Annotated in this window: 24 protein-coding genes; 5 read left to right on the top strand and 19 right to left on the bottom strand. The window is 38.0% G+C overall.

What is annotated here, in order from left to right; genetic code table 11:
- Positions 1-49 precede the first annotated feature (49 nt).
- Positions 50-334: a hypothetical protein gene (locus tag IGI52_RS16425; RefSeq protein ID WP_016181138.1), complete on the top strand. Its 285-nt coding sequence runs from the start codon at positions 50-52 to the stop codon at positions 332-334.
- Between the two features lie 127 nt (positions 335-461).
- Positions 462-932: a universal stress protein gene (locus IGI52_RS16420; protein WP_048720611.1), complete on the top strand. Its 471-nt coding sequence runs from the start codon at positions 462-464 to the stop codon at positions 930-932.
- A 67-nt stretch (positions 933-999) separates the two neighbouring features.
- Here the strand turns inward: IGI52_RS16420 and fucO are convergent, their stop codons facing one another.
- The 10 genes from fucO to crcB form a co-directional block, all read right to left on the bottom strand.
- Positions 1,000-2,157: a lactaldehyde reductase gene (fucO, locus tag IGI52_RS16415; RefSeq protein WP_311872070.1), complete on the bottom strand. Its 1,158-nt coding sequence runs from the start codon at positions 2,155-2,157 to the stop codon at positions 1,000-1,002.
- A gap of 107 nt (positions 2,158-2,264) precedes the next feature.
- Positions 2,265-2,840: a hypothetical protein gene (locus IGI52_RS16410; protein WP_102872223.1), complete on the bottom strand. Its 576-nt coding sequence runs from the start codon at positions 2,838-2,840 to the stop codon at positions 2,265-2,267.
- Between the two features lie 13 nt (positions 2,841-2,853).
- Entirely contained in the window at positions 2,854-4,917 is a 2,064-nt protein-coding gene (locus tag IGI52_RS16405; protein WP_102872222.1) for a BglG family transcription antiterminator, read from the bottom strand.
- Positions 4,918-4,946: 29 nt separating this feature from the next.
- Positions 4,947-5,993 (bottom strand): NAD(P)-dependent oxidoreductase, encoded by a 1,047-nt coding sequence (locus IGI52_RS16400; protein WP_161169230.1) that lies wholly within the window; start codon positions 5,991-5,993, stop codon positions 4,947-4,949.
- Positions 5,994-7,421, bottom strand: a complete 1,428-nt coding sequence (locus tag IGI52_RS16395) for a PTS galactitol transporter subunit IIC (protein WP_070503506.1) — start codon at positions 7,419-7,421, stop codon at positions 5,994-5,996. It lies immediately after the preceding gene.
- Positions 7,422-7,437: 16 nt separating this feature from the next.
- Entirely contained in the window at positions 7,438-7,740 is a 303-nt protein-coding gene (locus IGI52_RS16390; protein WP_016181145.1) for a PTS sugar transporter subunit IIB, read from the bottom strand.
- 21 nt (positions 7,741-7,761) lie between these two features.
- On the bottom strand, positions 7,762-8,598 hold the full coding sequence (gene rhaD / locus IGI52_RS16385; RefSeq protein WP_049220978.1) for a rhamnulose-1-phosphate aldolase: 837 nt from the start codon (positions 8,596-8,598) through the stop codon (positions 7,762-7,764).
- Positions 8,599-8,601: 3 nt separating this feature from the next.
- Positions 8,602-9,084: a PTS sugar transporter subunit IIA gene (locus IGI52_RS16380; RefSeq protein ID WP_144325528.1), complete on the bottom strand. Its 483-nt coding sequence runs from the start codon at positions 9,082-9,084 to the stop codon at positions 8,602-8,604.
- Between the two features lie 201 nt (positions 9,085-9,285).
- The gene (locus IGI52_RS16375) at positions 9,286-9,639 is read right to left on the bottom strand and encodes a fluoride efflux transporter FluC (protein ID WP_016181148.1); all 354 of its coding nucleotides are present in this window, start codon (positions 9,637-9,639) and stop codon (positions 9,286-9,288) included.
- On the bottom strand, positions 9,639-10,016 hold the full coding sequence (gene crcB / locus IGI52_RS16370) for a fluoride efflux transporter CrcB (RefSeq protein WP_016181149.1): 378 nt from the start codon (positions 10,014-10,016) through the stop codon (positions 9,639-9,641). Before crcB ends, IGI52_RS16375 begins: the two co-directional genes overlap by 1 nt.
- A gap of 130 nt (positions 10,017-10,146) precedes the next feature.
- Between crcB and IGI52_RS16365 the strand changes: the two genes are divergently transcribed.
- The gene (locus tag IGI52_RS16365; protein ID WP_049220971.1) at positions 10,147-10,821 is read left to right on the top strand and encodes an HAD family hydrolase; all 675 of its coding nucleotides are present in this window, start codon (positions 10,147-10,149) and stop codon (positions 10,819-10,821) included.
- A gap of 65 nt (positions 10,822-10,886) precedes the next feature.
- On the opposite strand, the gene IGI52_RS16360 is transcribed toward IGI52_RS16365, so the two are convergent.
- The 4 genes from IGI52_RS16360 to IGI52_RS16345 all read right to left on the bottom strand — a co-directional run bounded on the left by IGI52_RS16360 (position 10,887) and on the right by IGI52_RS16345 (position 13,086).
- Positions 10,887-11,432, bottom strand: coding sequence for a cysteine hydrolase family protein (locus tag IGI52_RS16360; RefSeq protein WP_102866113.1), 546 nt, complete (start codon positions 11,430-11,432; stop codon positions 10,887-10,889).
- Between the two features lie 63 nt (positions 11,433-11,495).
- The gene (locus tag IGI52_RS16355) at positions 11,496-12,188 is read right to left on the bottom strand and encodes a 5'-methylthioadenosine/adenosylhomocysteine nucleosidase (protein ID WP_049220967.1); all 693 of its coding nucleotides are present in this window, start codon (positions 12,186-12,188) and stop codon (positions 11,496-11,498) included.
- A 41-nt stretch (positions 12,189-12,229) separates the two neighbouring features.
- A complete protein-coding gene (gene macP, locus IGI52_RS16350) occupies positions 12,230-12,514 on the bottom strand; it encodes a cell wall synthase accessory phosphoprotein MacP (protein ID WP_049220948.1) in 285 nt (94 codons plus the stop codon).
- Entirely contained in the window at positions 12,511-13,086 is a 576-nt protein-coding gene (locus IGI52_RS16345) for an NUDIX hydrolase (RefSeq protein WP_016181154.1), read from the bottom strand. The genes macP and IGI52_RS16345 overlap by 4 nt, the downstream gene beginning before the upstream one ends.
- Before the next feature lie 206 nt (positions 13,087-13,292).
- Here IGI52_RS16345 and IGI52_RS16340 point away from each other — a divergent pair, with 206 nt between their 5' ends.
- Positions 13,293-13,964: a 5-bromo-4-chloroindolyl phosphate hydrolysis family protein gene (locus IGI52_RS16340; RefSeq protein ID WP_016181155.1), complete on the top strand. Its 672-nt coding sequence runs from the start codon at positions 13,293-13,295 to the stop codon at positions 13,962-13,964.
- Between the two features lie 115 nt (positions 13,965-14,079).
- Complete coding sequence (locus tag IGI52_RS16335; protein WP_016181156.1) at positions 14,080-15,270, top strand: toxic anion resistance protein; 1,191 nt, start codon at positions 14,080-14,082, stop codon at positions 15,268-15,270.
- A gap of 102 nt (positions 15,271-15,372) precedes the next feature.
- Here IGI52_RS16335 and IGI52_RS16330 read toward each other — a convergent pair whose 3' ends face one another.
- The 5 genes from IGI52_RS16330 to IGI52_RS16310 form a co-directional block, all read right to left on the bottom strand.
- The gene (locus tag IGI52_RS16330; protein ID WP_049220946.1) at positions 15,373-16,236 is read right to left on the bottom strand and encodes a GRP family sugar transporter; all 864 of its coding nucleotides are present in this window, start codon (positions 16,234-16,236) and stop codon (positions 15,373-15,375) included.
- 76 nt (positions 16,237-16,312) lie between these two features.
- Positions 16,313-17,335: a two-component system sensor histidine kinase SapS gene (gene sapS / locus IGI52_RS16325; protein WP_049220943.1), complete on the bottom strand. Its 1,023-nt coding sequence runs from the start codon at positions 17,333-17,335 to the stop codon at positions 16,313-16,315.
- 13 nt (positions 17,336-17,348) lie between these two features.
- On the bottom strand, positions 17,349-18,020 hold the full coding sequence (gene sapR, locus IGI52_RS16320) for a two-component system response regulator SapR (protein WP_049220941.1): 672 nt from the start codon (positions 18,018-18,020) through the stop codon (positions 17,349-17,351).
- Positions 18,021-18,117: 97 nt separating this feature from the next.
- The gene (locus IGI52_RS16315; protein WP_048721746.1) at positions 18,118-18,471 is read right to left on the bottom strand and encodes an iron-sulfur cluster biosynthesis family protein; all 354 of its coding nucleotides are present in this window, start codon (positions 18,469-18,471) and stop codon (positions 18,118-18,120) included.
- Between the two features lie 92 nt (positions 18,472-18,563).
- Positions 18,564-20,057: a phosphoglucomutase gene (locus IGI52_RS16310; RefSeq protein ID WP_049220939.1), complete on the bottom strand. Its 1,494-nt coding sequence runs from the start codon at positions 20,055-20,057 to the stop codon at positions 18,564-18,566.
- Position 20,058 lies beyond the last annotated feature (1 nt).

Here is a 20,058-nt window from a genome sequence, read left to right as displayed (position 1 = left end):
AAGCAATTTGCGTACGCAAATTGCTTTTTATTGTATAGGAGGAAAAAAGATGATCCGCATTTTATTATTTTTACTGGCACTTATCCTATTATTTTGCAGCTATTATTTGATCAAAAAACCTCAGGGATTGCTAGTTCTATTTAGCGAGGAAAAACAAAATGAGTCACGCAGCTTTTTACGCCAATTTGGAATTATTTATGCTGTCTTAGGGATTATGGCGATTTTGGTCGGTTTGATTAATAACCGTTCTTATTCGATGATGTATTTGATCTTACTTTTGGTTGTCGCAGCGATCTTTGCTTTATTGATGGGCTCAAAAACAAAAAAAGGTTAACAGTACCATTTTCAAAACTTTTGTTTTAAAATAATAGGTGAGAAGATAGTATATGACTTGTATTTAAGTTCTATTTTTTCTAGAAAGAAAAATAAAGACTTTAAAACAAAAAAGGGAGTTGGGAACGATGGATCAAGAATATAGTAAAATCATGGTGGCAGTCGATGGCTCTAATGAAGCTGAATTGGCGTTTAAAAAAGCGGTAAATGTCGCAAAACGAAATCAGGCTGAACTATTATTAGCTCACGTCATTGATACACGAGCGTTTCAAACAGTTTCTTCTTTTGACAATGTTTTAGCAGAACAAGCAACAGATATGGCGAAGCAAACTCTAGACGATTATGAAGCTGAAGCACAAAAAGCCGGTGTTAAAAACATTAGCAAGGTGATTGAATATGGCGCACCAAAAGTAATGATTGCTAATCAAATCCCTGAAAATAATCAAATTGATTTGATTATGCTTGGCGCAACTGGTTTGAATGCTGTGGAACGTTTATTTATCGGTTCAGTCTCTGAATATGTCATTCGCAATGCGGATTGTGACGTTTTAATTGTTCGAACAGATTTAGACAACAAAGTTCCTGAAGAAGACGATTAATATTAAACTAAGCGGGTGTGCTGATTAGCATACCCGCTTTTGCATTATATTATTTTTTAAATTCAGATTATTTTAGCATAGATTTGTAAAGATCAATGATCTCTTCTAATGTAGCATCCCGGGGATTTCCTGGTGAACAAACATCACGGAAGGCATCTTCAGCGATTTTTTGCACATCCTCTTCCTTCATGCCAAGCTCAGTTAGGCTTTGCGGAATCCCTACGTCTATTCCTAATTGCTTCACGGCTTGGACTGCCGCATTACGAACTTCTGCTAATGACATATCTACCGCACCTTCGACGCCCATTGCAACAGCAATTTCACGATATTTTTCGCCAGTGTATTCTTTATTGAAATCCATAATCAATGGCAAGAGTGTCGCACAGGCGACACCGTGAGGAGTATCATACCAAGCAGATAATGGATGCGCCATTCCATGAACTAAACCTAACCCTACATTAGAAAATCCCATACCGGCAATATATTGACCCAACGCCATTTTTTCTCGTGCTTCTTGATCTCCCGCAACTGAATCTCGCAACGCATGTCCGATAATCCCAATTGCTTTGATGTGAAGCATGTCGCTCATTTCCCAAGCTCCCTTAGTAATAAATCCTTCGATCGCATGAGTCAAAGCATCCATACCTGTTGCCGCACATAATGCTGTTGGCATTCCCATCATCATATCACTATCAACAAATGCAACAATCGGGATATCGTGAGGATCAACACAAACAAATTTACGCTGATTGGCCTTATCAGTAATTACATAGTTAATTGTGACTTCTGCAGCTGTTCCAGAAGTTGTCGGCACTGCTAAAATTGGCAGAGAAGGCTTTTTCGTCTCAGCGACTCCTTCAAGACTGATTACATCAGAGAAATCAGGATTGGTCATAATGATTCCAATCGCTTTGGCTGTATCAATTGGAGAACCACCGCCGATTGCAACAATATAATCTGCTTCCGCCGCTTGACAGGCTTTGACACCCGCTTGCACATCCTCAATTGAAGGATTAGGTACAATACCGTCAAAAATCTCGTAACTTAGCTCTGCTTCGTCTAAAATCGCTGTAACCTTTGTCGCTACATCAAATTTCAATAAATCCTTATCCGTAACAACTAATGCCTTTTTAAATCCGCGCATCTTAGCCTCATTCGCTACCTCTTGAATTGCTCCCTTACCAAAATAAGATGTTTCATTCAAAATCATTCGATTCACTGCCATTGTATTCTCTCCTTTATTGTGTTTTATTTCACAGCTGATTATCCCACAGCAAGAAAACGTTTTCCATGACTTCTCATTATAAATATTTGCTGTAAAATGTGACGTACTTAACTATTTCTTAAATAATATTTTTCATATTGATGGATAAAGCCATTCGCCTCGTTTTTTTTCTTGAAAAATATTTTTTCCTTTTTTACCTCTGTTCGTATGTTGATACAAAAATATTGATTGACCCTTTCTATTTGCACTCCCATTATTTTTTTTATAGGAATTAATAAAAACTGGCCATCCGTCAAATCAAACAATAGGAAATGCTGTGTTCCTACGATTTGACCATTATTCGCAACAAATTTCCGTTGTTGCTTAATCTCTTGAATCAATTTTTTATCTAAGTATTCAACATCAGAAAATTTCTGCACATCAAAATAGTTCTTTAAATCGTGCATGATCTGATTCTCACTCAAACTATTTTTTCTCTTTTTAAGAAAGAAAAAAACGACGAAAACTAGCACATACAGTCCTACCACCATTTGAACATCTTTGATTTGCAGATTTTTTTCGATCAGCCACCCATTGATGAGATACATCAATAAGATCATGAAAGCTCCTTTAAGAAAAAAATTCAGTTGATTGAGTGTCTTGTCTAACGTTACTTTGCGCAACAGAATTCCTTGATTTCCCATCCTCTACTCCTTATCATTTATGGTTTTCTAACTGGAAATAATTCCGTATGTCCTTCTCGTAATTCGCATTTTTCATCGCTGAAATAAAACTAGGGATTTTAGCTAATTCATAAAGGTGAGTCACAGCCTTGATATGACTCTTCTTATCCTTTGGTGCAATCACGACGATTAAACTAATCGAAATATTTTCCGCAAAAGCAATTGGCTGATCCAGTTTTAAAAGAGACATTCCCACTCGATATACACCATCCTCTGGGCCAGCATGTGGAATCGCCAAGTCTGGTGAAATTACAGAATAGGGATATTCTGGATCGTAATGTTCAATCACAGTTTCAATATATGTTGGAGAAACATAGCCTTCATTGACCAAAGGTTTGCCTGCAATCCGAATCGCTTCCTCGACAGATCGAACACTAGGATAAATTTGAATATGAGAAAGAGGCAATAGATCCTTCAAATCAGGGTTCTGATTTTGAGCATACACACCTTCATTGATTTCTGTTGCAAGTAAACAATCTTGTATTTCTCGCGTTAATTGCTCTTCATTAATAATTTGGGCATTCTTTTTGATAATTGACAGTAACTGTTGAACAACTTGACGATTTTTTGACAGCCCAAATGTCTCATCGAAATCGATTCGTTTACGTACATCGCTGATCAAATTCATCTTGTCTTCATCCGTCAAAAAATGCGGGATTAAAAAAACTTCCTTTTTAGTATTCACCGGAACTGTTGAAAAGACGACATCTCCAACGTTATGACCCTCTTCATAAAATTCTCGCAAAGACATATTGCGTACAAATTCTATCGTCGTAAATAATTGCTTTAATTCTCCTAATAATAGTTTTGAAACGGATACTCCATGTTGACAAACCACCACCGCCCGAATTTTTCGCCTTTTTTGTTTTTCCAGCTCTTCATTGATAAAGCTCAAAAGAATAACTGATAGATAGATTAATTCCCCTTCTGGAAAAATAATCTTTAAATAGTCCTCAATAATCCCAATTGATTGATGAACTAACGGATGAATGAAGTCATAATTTTCAACATTATCTAAAAAAAGCAGATCATTATCCGGCAAACCGAATTTTATTCGATAATAAGCCGGAATAATATGCTGATAGATTGCTTCCTCCAACTGACTTTTATTTTTGATATCGGTAATTCCTAAAATCTCAAAACTATTGATAAAAGATTGAATCCGCCGCATCAATTCCTGATCTTTATAATTCGAACGGATTTTGATCAGATTGGTGCTTAACAGCTGGATCGAAATAAAATGAATTTCAATTAAATAATTCGAACCCTTGAAAAAAGGTTTCAACGCTTGGCAAACTTTTGAATAAAAATCCTTTTCCACCATTTGAACATAGTTGCCTAAGACTCCCGCTGACAATTCATTCCCTTGTCCGAATCGAACGGAACACATGTAACTTGTCAGATAGAGATCAATTAGTTTGAATTCTGTAAATTCTAAGCCCAACTCATGCTCTAACAAATGGATTCGTTTTTTTATTTCTGCTAAAGTTTGACTTTTGATTCCAATCATTGCCAGATAATAATCAAGATTTTTTTTTGACTTTTCTACTTCGCGAATGAATTTGATTCCTAGTCGACGAATGTCCATCTCATTTCCTGAAAAATAAAAACCTCTTTTTCTGGAGAATTGTAAGTCAATGTCCAACGGTTTCAAATGATTTTCAATTAGCTTCCGTTTGTCGCTTAAAATAGTATTTTTACTAACAAAAAGTTTTTCAGCCAATGTTTTCAGTGTCTCGCCCTGATGAAGTAAAACAATCAGATAGAGATAACATTCTCGTTCTCTATCTGATAAGTGGATTGACGGCGAAACTTTCGTTAAATAGCTTTTTATCGCTGCACTCTGACCATCTAAGAGAAAAAAAGATCCATTCTTCTTAATTTTTCCTAATTTTAAATCAACTAATTCTTGATTGACCTTTTTGATTCGGTAATCTAACTGCCCCTTAGTCAAATTAAACTTTTTTTCTAAAGAAAGTGAGGTATGACTGCCTTTTGAAAGAAATAAATCTAACAATTGAATCGCCGTAACATCCATTTTTAATCCTCCTCATTTTGAATCATTTTTTAAACACGAATGAGCATATCACTCCTACCTCTTTCAAAATAATCATTTAAGACATCTCGTAACAAGTAAGGTGAACGTGGAATAGCATCGATCGTATCTCCCGCAATATGAGAGGTAATAATTAGATTATCTAAATCTAGTAATGGATCATCTGCTCGGATCGGTTCTTCCCAAACAACATCTGTTGCAGCACCAGCAATCATATTCATCTGTAGCGCTTCCACAAAATCTGCTTTATTCACGATATCTGGTCTAGCAGTATTAACTAAATAGGCTGATGGTTTCATCATTGAAAGTAAATCAGCGTTAATCATATTCTTGGTATCTGGTGTCACCCGTACATGAAGTGATACGATATCCGCGGTTTTAAACAATTCTTCTAATCCGACAAAGGTTATTTTCAATCCTTCTTCTCGTATTTTTTCTTGGTTCACAAAAGGATCATAAGCGATGACCTCGACTCCTAAGCTATTCAATCGTTTTACTACTAATTTTCCAATATAACCCAATCCTACCAAACCAACCTTTAGATTAGCCAATGTCGTTTTATAGGGATCGTTAGGAAATTTCTTGGGCCATTTTGCCTCTTTGACCTGTTGATAAGAAAATGCAATATTTCTGGTCAACGCGTAAAACAATCCTAAAGTAAAATCAGCGACTGGTTCTGCATTGCGAATAACATGGATTAATGGAATCTGCCTTTTTTTTAATTCCTCTACGGCAACATGCTCAATGCCACCACGACAAGTACCTACTAATTTCAGTCGAGGTGCTGCTTCAATCATCGCTTTTGAAACGGGAGCGATGTGAACAAGTAAATAATCCGCCTCCTTCATATCATCCAGAATTCCAGCTGGTATCTCAACTGATTCAGGGCCTTTTTGCTCAATCAATTTGATTTTCTCTTGGAATTGCTCTTTATTTAAATCAGCGTACCAATGATACTTCGTTACTTCTACCGGTTCTTCAATGTTTAGCTCCAACGCAGCTTCGGCTAGGGTTTCAGCAGAAACTAAACCATCTCCAACAACAACAACTTTTGTCATTTAAACAGCCGCTCCTTCCTTAGACACAATGCCGGCTTCTTCCTCCAGCTTAGCCATATTTTCTAAATATGCGTGAATCGATTCTTTTTTTGCTCGAACAAAAAGATAAAGCACAATGTAGACCACAACAGAAAGACCAATCCAAAGCGGATTTTGTGTCATAAATATCAAGAACAAGATTCCCATGATATGGTTCGTCATTACCGCAAAACTACAGATCATCATTGCTCCTTCAGGCAAATTAACACCCACATCAACAGCTACTTGTGTAAAGATAGGTGCTACTGCAGTAATAATATATAGCCCTCCAGCACACCAAATTGCTCCGCTGATTAGTGATTTGAAAATATTTCCGTTAGAAATACAGATTACCAGCTCGATCATGTAAGGGATTGCAATTAAATCCACCATCGGCAAAGTCTGATTTCCAGGTAAAAAGATCGCCAATAGCAAAACAATTGGGATCAATAGCATTCCTGTTAATAAGGTTGCTGTCTCACCGTAACCGGCGGCATCATTGATTGCCAAATACCAAACACGGTCCTTGCCACCTGAAGTTTTCGCAGTACTTTTTGACGCATCTGTGATCGCCGTAAATGCTGACGCAAAAATCCCGGCGATTTTTGGAAAGATTGCCATGATCGCTGAAGTTGAGATACCGATAACCATGATTTCCCCCCAGCCAGTCAATGAACCTAAACGCATGAAGTTCCCAGCAAAACCTAATGCCAAACCTAAAATGAAACCTAATGACGTTGGTTCTCCTAAAAAACCTAATTTGTCTTGCAAAGTTTCTGGATTCCAACGTACCTTATTCGCCCCTAACTTGGTTAATATCCAGTCCATTGCCATGGCTAGTGGTACGGAACAAATGTGATGAGGCGCGCTCATTGTACAGCGTGGGTAACCGTAATAAACCGACCAGCGTTTAGCAACAATTTCAGTAAAGACTAAACAATAAAGATTAGAAAGTACCATTAAACCAATCGACAACCAAAGATTTTTAGTAGAAATATAGAGCATTGATCCCCATAGCATGAAGGAGTAATTATTCCATAAATCTGATGGCATAAAAATATCTGTAAACTTGATAACAAATAAAATCGCCTGCAGTGCTAACCCTAAAGCTAAGAAAATCATCCCTACTTGGGTCGAATAGGCCACGACACTTGTAGCTTGCCAACCAGTATCAAGAATCCTTAGATTAACGCCAGTTTCTTCTACCATTCGATTGATGGCTGGGGTGACGATTGGTGTGTAAGCACCAATGATCATATTAAACCCAGTCAATCCGATTCCTGCGTTCAAGGCTGCATTAAAAGCTTTTTTGGGCTTTACTTTCATCAGCAAAGCAATAAAGAAAATAATTACTGGTACTACGATCGCCGCGCCAAAAGCATCCATAACCTTCGATAAAACATCTAACATGTCATTTCTCCTCTCTTTAGTTTACTAATTTCTCAGAAGTCTCAAGTAGTTCGTCAAAGAATTCCTCTTCTCCCATACCAGATAATAAACCAACTGCATTGATCGTCGGTAAGTCATATTTTCCTTTTAAAGGACTCGTGTGAACGATCAAATCCCAAGAACCGCTAGAAAGCTGATCTTCTACACCTCCAGGATTCACTTCAACTGTTTTTGCTTTAATTCCATGATCATCCAAAAAATCTCTTACCTTGCCAGCCACCATCGAGCTTGTTACTGTTCCTGAGCCACACACTGAAATTACATTCAATCGTTTAACCATTTAATCTATCCTCCTACTTTTTTATCGACTTCGTTCTTCTAAAATCCCTGCTTTGGGAGTAACCCCAAACTGATCAGCTAAATCCCATAATTGATCACTTGTAATTTTTTGCCTGAAGCCCCCTGGTACTTGTACTACTCTCATATAAATATCTGCTGCTTTTTCAACTGTTTCAACCAACCCAAATGCGTCATCCATTGATTGTCCTGCTCCCATGATCCCGTGATGCGGCCAAATCACTACTCGTGAATCATGCATTTTCTCAGCGGAAGCCAGCCCCAATTCAACCGTTCCTGCCACCATCCAGGGCAAAACAGAAACTCCATCGGGAAAGACGACTAGACATTCCGTTATCATTTCCCATAATGAACGTGTAAATTTCTTTTCATCTAGATCATGAATAAATGTCATCGCAGAAATTGCAATCGAATGACAATGTAAAATTACCCGATGATCAGGGTCGTGTGCTAATCGTACCGCATGACATTTTAAATGTGAGGCTAATTCGCTAGTTGGAACACCTCCATCTTCTAGTCCCCATAACACTTTAAACCTTTTTCCGTCATCAGAAATCTTTACGATCGCTAAGTTTTTCGCTGGATTTTTGCAAATATTTTTGAAATAGCTTCCTGAAGCGGACACTAGAAAAATTTTCCCTGCCAATTCTTTAACCTCAAAATCTAGATCTTTTTCTTGAATCACATGATCTAAATCAAGATACAGGCAAACTTCAGCTTCGTCTAACATATAGCTGATGTTGCCGCCGTTACGTTCATCCCATCCATTCCGCCATAAATTTTTGGTTACTTCGCACATTTCTTGAATAAAAGGTGCTTCATAAATATCATGAATTCTCATATCTCACTTCTCGCTTTCTGTTTTAAAAAATTGTGTAACTATTTTTAAAATTTCTGATTCACTGGACTCTTCTTCCAATTGCCTCATAATCTCTTGATCCATAAACATCGCCATCAAATTTTGTAACAGTTGCAATTGATCTTCGCCCTTATTAAATCCAAGAAAAAAAGCATATCTTGCATTTACAAACTCATCCGTCGTTCCCATTTGACCAAATGTTACTGCCTCACCTAATTTGAGAATGTAAATAAAAGGCTTTTTAATGTGGCTTGGATCAGTATGGGGAATTGCTACGGCAAATGATGGTGTCTGTAATCCAGTTGGATATTCCTTCTCTCTTTCTTTTAAAGCCTCTTGATAAGTCGTTTCGATAAATCCCAGTTCTGTTAATTTCTTTGCAGTATAATCGATTAATGCATCGAATGTACCTGTCCCCTCGTATACATCAACCAATTCTGGGAAGAACATCTTATCCGCAATGATCATCCGCTATCCTCCTTTCCTAATTACATCGTAAGTTTAGCATCCATAAAAAATAATAGTATGCGCTTTCATCACAAAAAAAACTTATTCTCTTAAAAAAACTGTGACGTTCTTAATAATTACTTTGAGGAAGACTTATAGAAGTTATGCTTATAGCGAATACTTTCCGAAAAAAAAAGAACCGCAGAAATTCCGCGACTCATTTTATAGCTTCGAACCAATGACAATACCAATAAAGCTTAATAGCATGCCTAGTCCGTAAGATCCAAACAGATAACGATAAAACATTGAGCGATCATTTTTCCATAAAACAAATAATTCAAAGTTGTAGGTAGAAAATGTTGTATAACCACCCATGATCCCTGTTCCTAAGAAGAGGTAGATTGGATCAGACAGGTGCATTCCGAAGAAAATCCCTAACAATAGACTACCTGTCAAATTAATAAAAAATGTCGATTTTGGCAGGCGCTTTGTTTGTGGTTCAAAATAATTGTTTAAAGTAAAGCGCAGCATCGCACCAATTGCTGCCCCGCTTCCGACAAGCAATGTCTCAATCATTAATCCGTCACCTTTCTATGATAGATCATTTCACCTAGTACAGTCATGGCTAGGCCACCGAAAAACGATAGCAATAAATAGATAAACGCCAAGCCAATTTGATCTGATTGCACTAATTTCATTGTATCTAAAGCAAAGGACGAAAAGGTCGTTAAGGCTCCGCAAAAACCAACGCCAACTCCTAATACTAAACGGGCAGAAACATCGATATCACTCAAAATATGCTTCACAAGCCAACTAAAAATGAAACATCCTAATAAATTAACGAGCAGCGTTCCCAAAGGAAATCCACTCACGGCAGGAATCCATACGCCTAACCAATAGCGTGCAGTACCACCAATAAAAGCAAAAAATGCAATGACTAAATAGTCTAACATGTTGTTCATCTCCATTTTTCATTCTTTCTCACTATAAAACGATTGATATGAAGTTGCAAATAATTTTTTTCATCTACTATTTACAAATCATGCTAAACTAGGACTATCTTTGAAAAAATGGGGGATATATATGAAGGGTATTATTTTTGATTTCAACGGAACCATGTTCATGGATTCTGATCTGCATGAAGCAGCCTGGCTGTATTTGATTCAAAAATATTCAGATAAAGAAATGACAGAAGAGGACATTTTAAAAAATATCCATGGCAAAACCAATGATGTGATCCTACGCAGGTTTATTTCAGAAGACCTAACAGATAAAAGGGTTCAGGAATTGTCTGATGAAAAAGAAGCCTACTATCGAAAATCTGTTTTAGAAAGTCCTGATCACAATGATTTTACTAAAGGATTAGTAAATGTATTAGATTATGCCGCAGCAGAAAAAATTCCTATGACGATCGCTTCAGCCTCACCTTTAGTCAATATGGATTTCTATTTTGACTATCTAAATTTAGGAAACTGGTTTGACTACGAAAAAATGGTTTGTCACACTGGGCGTTTCCCTGGTAAACCAGCCCCAGATATTTTCTTGATAGCAGCGAAAAAAATTGGGGTTAAGCCAGAAAATTGTTTAGTAATCGAGGATTCATACTCCGGACTACAGGCAGCTCACAATGCCAAGATCGGTACGATCATCGCCATTGATCCGAGTGGGAAAAACCGCGCTGTTTTTGAAGCAGAGAACTTAGCTCAAAACGGGGTTATTGAGGATTTTGCGACATTTATTTCAGATTATCTAAAATAGAAGAACCTAAAGAAAAACCACTCTCAAGAACCAGATGATAATTCTGCTCTTAAGAGTGGTTTAATTTAGATAATTTTTGCTCCTAAAGTATTTTTAAAATGATTCAACGCCCAGGTATGTCCAGTCGCATCAAAACTTGCCACAGCTTTTTCAGGAATCACTATTTGATAGCCCAAATTATAAGCATCTACCGCCGTGTGCAGCACGCAAATATCCGTACATACACCGGTCAGACAAAGCTCTGTAATCCCACGTTCCCGCAAACGTATGTCCAAATCAGTCCCGCTAAAAGCTGAATAATGACGTTTGTCGATCCAATAGACATTTTTCTTTGTTTTGTTTGCTTGATAAAAGTCCGCTAGTGATCCGTATAAGTCACGTCCATTCGTACCAATCACATTATGTGGTGGAAAAAGCTGATTTTCAGGATGGTATTGATCGCTTGGATCATGACCATCAATCGCAAAAACAATGAAGTCTCCCTGGTCAAAATAATCTTTTGTCACAGACACTAATTCTTGTTCGATAGCCTGGCCTGCTTCGCCAGTCGTTAATTTCCCATTAGTTGCAACAAAATCATTGGTATAATCAATCGAAAGTAATGCACGCATGAAAATTTCCCCCTCTAATTATGATAGACAGATTTATTGATCGTATTCTTGCAGTCTCATTTTCTAAACTAGGTGATTAACAAACTCAATCACTAATTGTGCTGACAATGTACCTGTTCGATTAACAAACTCTTCATGAGTTTCAGTAGCTTCACTATCAGCAATATCGCTGATCGCCCGCACGATCAAGAATGGTATTCCAAATTGAGCGGCCGTATGTCCAATTGCCGCCCCTTCCATCTCAACAGCTAACGCATCAGGAAAAGCTGCTTTTATTTCATAAATTTTTGATGGACTGCTAACAAAGGTATCGCCTGATACAATCAAGCCGACATGGGCAGTTTGGTTCATTTTCTTGCTCGCCTCTAGCATTTCACTTTTTAGATAAGTAGAGCTTTCAAAGTATAAAGGCATCCCAGGTACTTGGCCAATTTTATAGCCAAAGGTGGTTGCATCAACATCGAAATAGGCAACATTATCCGCGATAACCAAATCACCAATCGCTAAACCTGCACCGATTCCCCCAGCAGTTCCCGTATTAATCACCATATTAACTTTATACTGCTGAATTAAGACAGACGTTGTGATGGATGCCAAGACTTTCCCAATTCCTGATTGAACAACGATTACTTCGTGATTTCCCAGACTTCCTGAAATGAATAACGCACCTGATTGCTCCCAAGATAATGGATGCTCTAGACTTTCACGTAATGCCTTTACTTCTGGTTCCATTGCACCGATAATACCGATTTTCATAATCATTCCCCTATTTCTTACTAATAATTTTTTATCTTCTATTAAACAAAAAATACTAACAACATGACTATGATCAGAAGCAATAATACTATAATTATCGCTTTATTTAGAAAGCTGCTGCGTTCTTTTTGCTTTATTCGCTCACTGCTTCGAGATTTAGTGACGGGCTTATTCTTTTTCAATTCTTTCCGATAAACATTGCTAATTTCTTTTTCTCTCTTTTCATAGGCGCGTTCAGCAGCTCTACGTTGCTCTTCTGCCAAGCGCTCCTGTTCCTCTTTTCGCTTCCTTATTTCGCTGCGCGTCACCAAGGGTGATTGGCTCATGCGTAATCTTCCTTTCTAAATTTCATTAGTTCCCAATAATTGACAGCAAAAATTGTTTTAGCGTCACAGATTAATCCGTCTTGAATCGCCTGCTTCGCTTCCTCCATTGTTAATTCATAGAGTTCTAGAACCTCATCGTCATCTTGTGGTCGTGGATTTTCGACTTTAACCAGATTGGTCGCGGCGTAAATATATAATTTCTCATTTGAAAATCCAGGTGATAAATACATTTCGTTTATGTACGTTAAATTTTCAGTATGGTAACCCGTTTCTTCTTCTAATTCTCTCATGGCTGTTCTTTCTGGATACTGCCCTTCACCGGGATCAATTTTTCCAGCAGGAATCTCCAATACCACTTTTTCTAACGGTTTTCGAAATTGTTTGACCATAATGATTTTATTTTCCTTAGTAATAGGGATGATCCCTACACCACCGTGATGAAAAACCAATTCACGTTTTGCTGTTCCGCCCATTGGCAAGGCAACATCATCCAAATAAACTTCAATAATCTTTCCCTTAAACAATTCTTTACGTTCTATCGTCTTCTCTTCAAAATCTTTATATTCTAACATTGCGACACCTTTCCTCCAAGTAGCTTCAATCCAACGGTTCTGCCTTATTGTATCACAGAAAATTCTTATGTTTTTTCTAAATCTTAAAAATCCATCTTTAGTCCGATACTATTTCTATAGAAATTCATGCTATGATGAGCGTGTAAAGAAATCAAGTAATTTGAATAAATAATGTGAAGGGTTATTACTAGACTAGGAGGATTATTATGCGAAGGAAAATATTCCCGATCATCATCGCAGCAATCGGTATTCTCTCCTTTTTTGAAGGAGACTTCGGCGACTATATTGTCTTTTTAATGCTGGCCGTTGGTTTTTGGTTGATCTATCGAGGGATTAAAGGGCGAAAGGTCCAACCACAAAAAGAGGAATTACCATTTCTGACCAAAGAAAAAGAAGCTTATTATAAAAAAATGGATATGAGCGAACGTGAAATCGAATTGTTCCGCGAAACAATGAATCTTTCTAAACAACAAGTTTTACGTTTACAGCAAAATATTCAAAAGAATGCCAAGCTTAAAGCCATTGACTTGCGCCACGAAACCTTGAAAGCGGCGAAAGCATTGTTTAAGGAATTGGTAAAAGATCCAAAGCGTTTGCCTGAGGCGAGTCAGTTTCTTTATACACACTTGCCAAACATCGTGGATTTAACCGACAATTATGTCGAAATTAATGGACACGAGGTTAAGTCAAAAGAAGTTTATGGTAAACTAGAAGAAAGCGCACAGATCATTGATCAAATGGCTGATTTAATCGTGAAGGATTATCAACAATTCGTTGCCGAAGATTTAGAGGACATGGATGTTGAAATATCAATTGCCAAAAAAAATCTCGACCAAGATTCTGATCTGACCACAAAATTAAAAACAAAAAATAGCTAAAGAGAAAAGCTTCATGAATTCGCTTAGTCTTTGATCAATAAAGCTAGTTCATCAAGCTAAACATCAACAAAAAATCTAGCTTAAGCTAGATTTTTTTCGAACAGGAGGACACACAATGGAACCGGAAAATAACCCAGAGACCAAATCGGTCGACAGCACTTTAGACGATCTACTTAGCAACCCTTTTGGCACTGATGCTTTAACCCCCGTTCAACAACAAGAAATCTCTCACTTGCAGTCACAAGAACAAGCTGACCGCTTAGTGGATAAATTACCTGAAGAACGACAAGCGCAGGCTCGGGAACTTGCAAAAAAAATCGACGTAAATGATTCACAAGCCGTGATTAGTTATGGCTCAACTGCTCAAACTAAATTGAGTGAATTCTCGCAATCAATGCTCAACACCGTTTCTTCACAAGATATCGGCCCAATCGGTGATTCATTGAATCAATTAATGTATCGCTTAAACGAGGCTAATCCTGATGAACTACGTGTCGGCGAAGGAAATATTTTTCAAAAAATGTTTGGTAAAGTAAAACAATCGATTTATGAGATCACAACGAAATATCAAAAAATCGGTGCACAGATCGATAAAATCGCAACAAAATTGAATGTAGAAAAAGATGGTTTATTAAGAGACAACCAAATGCTTGAAACTCTCTACAACAAAAATAAAGATTACTTTGATGCTTTAAATATCTATATTGCCGCAGCTGAATTGAAGATTGAAGAAATGAAGCTTACAACAATACCTGCCGCAACAGAAAAAGCGCAAGCTTCTGGTGATCAAATGGACGTTCAAGTGGTGAACGATTATACGCAATTTTTAGATCGTTTAGACAAACGAACGCACGATTTAAAACTTGCCCGTCAAATCACGATTCAACAAGCCCCACAAATCCGCTTGATCCAAAATACCAATCAAGCCTTGGCTGAAAAAATTCAAGCTTCAATCAATACGGCGATTCCATTATGGAAAAACCAAGTAGCCATCGCTTTAACGCTATTACGTCAAAAAGATGCTGCTACAGCACAACGTCAAGTTTCAGAAACAACCAATGATCTGTTGAAGAAAAATTCTGAGATGTTGAAAATTTCAACCATCGAGACCGCCAAAGAAAATGAACGTGGTATCGTCGATTTAGAGACGTTGCAACAAACACAAAACGACTTGGTGGAAACACTGGAGGAAACCTTGCGTATCCAAAAAGAAGGTCGCGAACGCCGACAAGCAGCTGAGATCGAAATTGGTCATATGGAAAGCAACCTAAAACAAAAATTAATGGAGTTAAACTCCGGACAATAGAAAAGCGTGATCGGATACTTCATACGAGGTATCCGATTTTTATTTGTTTTAATAGAAAAAGCTTGCCAACAATATTATGGCAAGCTTTAATAAAATGTTGTATTAAGATTTCATATAGCCTAATAAGACGCCCCCGACGATAATCAGCAGACAGCCGATAATAACGTAGTACATTTCCTTTTTGGTTTTACGTTCCCCTAATAGGAAAATACCTCCGAGAGTCGAAATGATAATCCCCATTTGTGACAATGAAAACCCAATAGCTAGACCAATATTTTGAACAGTCAACAGCATACAAATATTTCCAATTCCCCACAAGAGACCTGAAGCCATATTGCGCCATACATAGCGATCAACCTTGATTTTACGAAAAGCAAAAAAGCTAGCACCAATTAGCATGCCGACACTCTGCGGTAGAATAATCGCTAACGGATCAAGTCCTGCCCAAGTAATAATGATCGTGTAAACCCCATAACCAAGGGTTGAAAAGATCAATGCACGAAAACCTTTGCCGAAGTTTAGCATGCTGTCGTCTGACTGCACACCGCTTTCGTCATCCTTTCGAGCCGTTAAATAGGCACCCAGGACAAGTAATGCCAACGCAATAAAGCCTAAAACAAAATCCTTCGTCTTCGTCCATTCATGAAAAAATACGGCACCGGCCAAAGTATTCAAAATCAACTGAAATCCAGTTGAAATCGGTAATCCAACCGAAACGCCCATGAACTTCATTCCATGAAACTGACCATTCTGACCAATTGACCAAAAAAGACCTGACAAGAATCCAATTAACATTATCCAACTATTCATTGCCGGTTGAACGATGAAAAAAGTCACTAATGCAAAAACAAAAGCACCCATCGTCATTCCTAAGGTTTGCTGATTGGCATCCCCGCCTAGTTTTCCGCTCACCAAAGCAATGCTTCCCCATGCTACCATTGGTATTAGGGCAATTAAAATACTCATAAACTTACTCCCTTCAATTCACAACTGAAACAGTTTAGCGAAAAAAAGGAAATTTGGCAATTAAAAACTAAAAAATTTAACGTTCTTCATGATAATAATCTAATCGTGGGAAAAACAAAGTCATAGTAGTTCCCTTATTAACTGTGGATTCTGCACTCAGCTCGACTCCCAGCTTGCTCGCCAAGGTTTTAGCTAGATACAATCCAAGTCCTGTAGAATGCTGCTGTGCTTTTCGCCCATTTTCACCTGTAAATCCCTTATCAAAGATTCTTCGTAAATCCTCTGAGGGGATCCCAATCCCGCTGTCTTGCAGTATCAAGGCGATACCGCCATTTCTGGCTTCAATCTCAATATTTATTTGACCATGATCAGGTGTATATTTGATGGCATTGCTTAAAAGCTGTCGGAAAATAAACTCGATCCATTTAGCATCTGTCAATACTTTTGCGTCCTGCTCCGCCAATATTAACTGCAGATTTTTTTGGATAAAGTAATTGGCTTGACTGCGTATAATCGGTTGAATAATCTTTTTCAATGAATATTCTTGAATTAAATAATCATTCACAAATTCATCTGAACGAGAATAATATAGAATTTGTTCGACATATTCATCAATCTGCTGAATCTCATTTTGTAATAAGATAAACTTATCATCGGGAATATCAAATTCAATCGAATTTAAGATCAGATCCACCGCTGCTAACGGAACCTTAATTTCATGAATCCAAGAATCCATATAATCCTTCTGATCTTTTTGACTGGCTAATAACTGCTCCAGCATCAGGTGGTGCTCCCGCACTTGCTGATTTACGTATTCCTGAATCAGCTGCTCTTCATTACTGGAGGCCGATTCTACAAAATGCTGAAGATGTGCATTTTCTTCCTTGGCAAATGTCTTATACCATTTTTTTCTCCGATAAAAATCAAGTGTGAAGAAGAGGAATACTAAAAATAATTGTAAGGTCAATAAGTAACCAAGATTGTCCCAAAAACCATGCAAGTCCGGTGTTAACCAAACCATAAAAACCAGCAATAAACTTAATACTCCCCATCCCGCCAAAACCAATAAGCGATCTTTTAAATACTTTGTAAATGTCATAGCTGATCCTCATTTACGGGACGATGTACCCTTGCCCGACTTTCGTTTGAATATAATCGTCAATGCCTGCTTGTTCAATTTTGCGACGTAAACGATTAATATTAACTGTTAATGTATTATCATCAACAAACCGTTCGTCATCCCAGAGTGCACGCAGTAATTTATCTCGGCTCAGAATTTTTCCGTGTTGTTTCATTAAAATAAATAGCAGACGGTATTCATTTTTACTAAGATCAACAACCTCATCATTGATTGTCATGCTGCTATTATCAATGTTCAGTGTAATCCCATTGTGCTCCAGCTCTTCGCCGCTTTCTGCGTAATTATAAGAGCGACGCAGCAGAGCATTGATTTTTGCCACTAAAATATCCACTTGGAAAGGTTTCGTAATATAATCATCCGCACCCATATTCATCGCCATGATTTGATCCATGTTCGTGTTGCGGGAAGAAATAAAAATGATTGGAACCTTGGAGACTTCACGAATTTTTTGGCACCAATAATAGCCGTCATAAACGGGCAAATTAATATCTAATAAAACAAGCTGCGGTGCGATCTGTTCAAATTCATCAAAGACTTGATTAAAATCTGTTGTCTGGTAAACGTCGAATCTCCATTTTGTTAATTCCTCACCAATCAATTGACGAATCACTACTTCGTCTTCTACGATCATGATTTTTGCCATTCTGTTCCCTCATTTCTCGAACTTATCTGATTTCCTGAACGCTTTTTTATCATCATATCAAAGAACCCAAAAAAAATGAAAGGCGATCCTTTTAAGATTAATTTTTGGTAAAATCCTTAAAGCCTAAATTGTCATCAATCATGCCGCCTTCGCCAGACAAGCTAAATGCGCTGAGTCTTGGATTAAATTTGATTCGCATTTCTTCCTGCAAATCTTCCCTTGAATACCCTTTGATCCAAAAATCTCCGATATTAGAAGGAATTTTTTCGTCATAATCCGCCTTCTCCATCTCAGGAGAAATAATATTGATCGAAAACTGTGTTTGCATGTGGATCATCGCATGCTGAGAATAAGGACCTACACCATCCTCGAAGGTTAACAGCAATTGTTTGTTTGAGTCTAAATGTGCTGAAAGTTTTTCTTTTGCCGCTTCATCAAGTGTGATTTTCATAATATCACCTTCCATCATTTTTTTGACTATCAAATAAAGCCCCTTTATCTGATTCTTATCATCAGACGAAGGGGCACATTTTGCAAGGATTCTTACTTATTTAATTCTTGATCAAGTTTCATTAAATTAATTTGCGGATCTTGTGCCAAGATTTCTCGGAAAATTGGCAATTGTTTTTGAATCCGATCCGCTTGATCATTTTCTACCTGCATGACTAGCAGAGGCTCATGTAAGCTTAATCGTAACAGCATCCAGCCCTTTCCATGAGGCTCATTCACTGAAAAACGCACACCCTCCTGATTCTCTGGGTTTACAGAAAAGCCAGCTTGTTTTGGTAGTTCAGTCCGGAAGGTGTCGATCATTTTCTGACCACACTCTTTATAATTCTCTCCGCCAATTGCATAGCGAATCTCAAGGGTTTCTATAGGCTGCTCTAACTCCGCCATCAAATCGGTCAACTCACGATTTTCTTTTTGTAATTTCGGCAACAGCATCAATACTTTTGCAATCACGTAGGCGCCATCATCTAAAAAATAATTCTCTTTGAACGCCGCGTGGGAGCTAGTCTCGATCGCTAATTGACAATCGATGCCTTCCTCATTCAGTTCGATTGCCTTGTTGATGACGTTGCGATAGCCAGAAATATAGCGATATTGCTTACCGCCTTTTTCCTCGATAAAGTTTTTTAAATGATCCGAGGTTGGAGAATTTGTCACAATCGTACTGCCGGGGTGCTCTTGCAAAACAATCGCAGATAAAACCGCGATCAAATTATTTCGGTTAATCATCTGCCCGTCCTTTGAAACAATCGCCGAACGATCCACATCTGTATCAAAAATCACGCCTAAATCCGCTTGATTGTCTAATACAGCCTTTTTGATACTCGCCATTGCCTCCTTATTGTCAGGATTCGGAATATGATTTGGAAAATGACCATCAGGCTCTAAAAATTGTGAGCCGCTAGTATCAGCACCTAGAACCGCTAAAACTTTATCCGCAAAGTAACCGCCGGCACCATTGCCAGCATCAACAACAATTTTCAGTCCTTTTAATGGCTGTTCATTTCCGCTGCCGCGTTGGATTTTTTCAACTAGATCAGCCGCGTAACGTGACAACAAATCTGCTTGCTTCACACTTCCATCTGCTGCTTTACTTACTTGAGTGTGCGTCAAAATATAAGCGATATCACTTTTCTCGGCACCGCCAGTTTGACTGAATATCTTGATCCCATTGAAATAAAAAGGCAAGTGGCTCGCTGTCAGCATGATCCCCGCATCACAGGCAAACTCTTCAAACTGTGTCGCCATAAACAAGGCCGGAGTCGTAGCCAACCCAAAATCCAACACTTCGCAACCTGCCGCCTCAAAAACGGCGATCATGGCATTCTTTAACTCTGGTCCAGTTAAGCGACTGTCATGTCCGATCCCAATTTTAAAGGGACGCGGGACCCCTTTATTCGACAACCAATTAAGAATGCCATTTGCAATCAAACGGGTTTCTTCAATACCTAAGTTTTTGACTTTATCCTCTGCCGTGATAGCGATTCCACGAATATCTGAGCCATTTTGCAATTTTGTTAACTCCATT

It is taken from the genome of Enterococcus sp. DIV0187 (genome assembly GCF_051713785.1).
GTDB lineage: Bacteria > Bacillota > Bacilli > Lactobacillales > Enterococcaceae > Enterococcus_A > Enterococcus_A avium.
This window is presented reverse-complemented; position numbering and strand designations above follow the sequence as displayed.

Coding starts and splice junctions, on each gene's coding strand:
- IGI52_RS16425 (WP_016181138.1), top strand. CDS start 50: ATGATCCGCATTTTATTATTTTTACTGGCACTTATCCTATTATTTTGC.
- IGI52_RS16420 (WP_048720611.1), top strand. CDS start 462: ATGGATCAAGAATATAGTAAAATCATGGTGGCAGTCGATGGCTCTAAT.
- fucO (WP_311872070.1), bottom strand. CDS start 2,157: ATGGCAGTGAATCGAATGATTTTGAATGAAACATCTTATTTTGGTAAG.
- IGI52_RS16410 (WP_102872223.1), bottom strand. CDS start 2,840: ATGGGAAATCAAGGAATTCTGTTGCGCAAAGTAACGTTAGACAAGACA.
- IGI52_RS16405 (WP_102872222.1), bottom strand. CDS start 4,917: ATGGATGTTACGGCGATTCAATTGTTAGATTTATTTCTTTCAAAAGGC.
- IGI52_RS16400 (WP_161169230.1), bottom strand. CDS start 5,993: ATGACAAAAGTTGTTGTTGTTGGAGATGGTTTAGTTTCTGCTGAAACC.
- IGI52_RS16395 (WP_070503506.1), bottom strand. CDS start 7,421: ATGTTAGATGTTTTATCGAAGGTTATGGATGCTTTTGGCGCGGCGATC.
- IGI52_RS16390 (WP_016181145.1), bottom strand. CDS start 7,740: ATGGTTAAACGATTGAATGTAATTTCAGTGTGTGGCTCAGGAACAGTA.
- rhaD (WP_049220978.1), bottom strand. CDS start 8,598: ATGAGAATTCATGATATTTATGAAGCACCTTTTATTCAAGAAATGTGC.
- IGI52_RS16380 (WP_144325528.1), bottom strand. CDS start 9,084: ATGATCATTGCGGATAAGATGTTCTTCCCAGAATTGGTTGATGTATAC.
- IGI52_RS16375 (WP_016181148.1), bottom strand. CDS start 9,639: ATGATTGAGACATTGCTTGTCGGAAGCGGGGCAGCAATTGGTGCGATG.
- crcB (WP_016181149.1), bottom strand. CDS start 10,016: ATGTTAGACTATTTAGTCATTGCATTTTTTGCTTTTATTGGTGGTACT.
- IGI52_RS16365 (WP_049220971.1), top strand. CDS start 10,147: ATGAAGGGTATTATTTTTGATTTCAACGGAACCATGTTCATGGATTCT.
- IGI52_RS16360 (WP_102866113.1), bottom strand. CDS start 11,432: ATGCGTGCATTACTTTCGATTGATTATACCAATGATTTTGTTGCAACT.
- IGI52_RS16355 (WP_049220967.1), bottom strand. CDS start 12,188: ATGAAAATCGGTATTATCGGTGCAATGGAACCAGAAGTAAAGGCATTA.
- macP (WP_049220948.1), bottom strand. CDS start 12,514: ATGAGCCAATCACCCTTGGTGACGCGCAGCGAAATAAGGAAGCGAAAA.
- IGI52_RS16345 (WP_016181154.1), bottom strand. CDS start 13,086: ATGTTAGAATATAAAGATTTTGAAGAGAAGACGATAGAACGTAAAGAA.
- IGI52_RS16340 (WP_016181155.1), top strand. CDS start 13,293: ATGCGAAGGAAAATATTCCCGATCATCATCGCAGCAATCGGTATTCTC.
- IGI52_RS16335 (WP_016181156.1), top strand. CDS start 14,080: ATGGAACCGGAAAATAACCCAGAGACCAAATCGGTCGACAGCACTTTA.
- IGI52_RS16330 (WP_049220946.1), bottom strand. CDS start 16,236: ATGAGTATTTTAATTGCCCTAATACCAATGGTAGCATGGGGAAGCATT.
- sapS (WP_049220943.1), bottom strand. CDS start 17,335: ATGACATTTACAAAGTATTTAAAAGATCGCTTATTGGTTTTGGCGGGA.
- sapR (WP_049220941.1), bottom strand. CDS start 18,020: ATGGCAAAAATCATGATCGTAGAAGACGAAGTAGTGATTCGTCAATTG.
- IGI52_RS16315 (WP_048721746.1), bottom strand. CDS start 18,471: ATGAAAATCACACTTGATGAAGCGGCAAAAGAAAAACTTTCAGCACAT.
- IGI52_RS16310 (WP_049220939.1), bottom strand. CDS start 20,057: ATGGAGTTAACAAAATTGCAAAATGGCTCAGATATTCGTGGAATCGCT.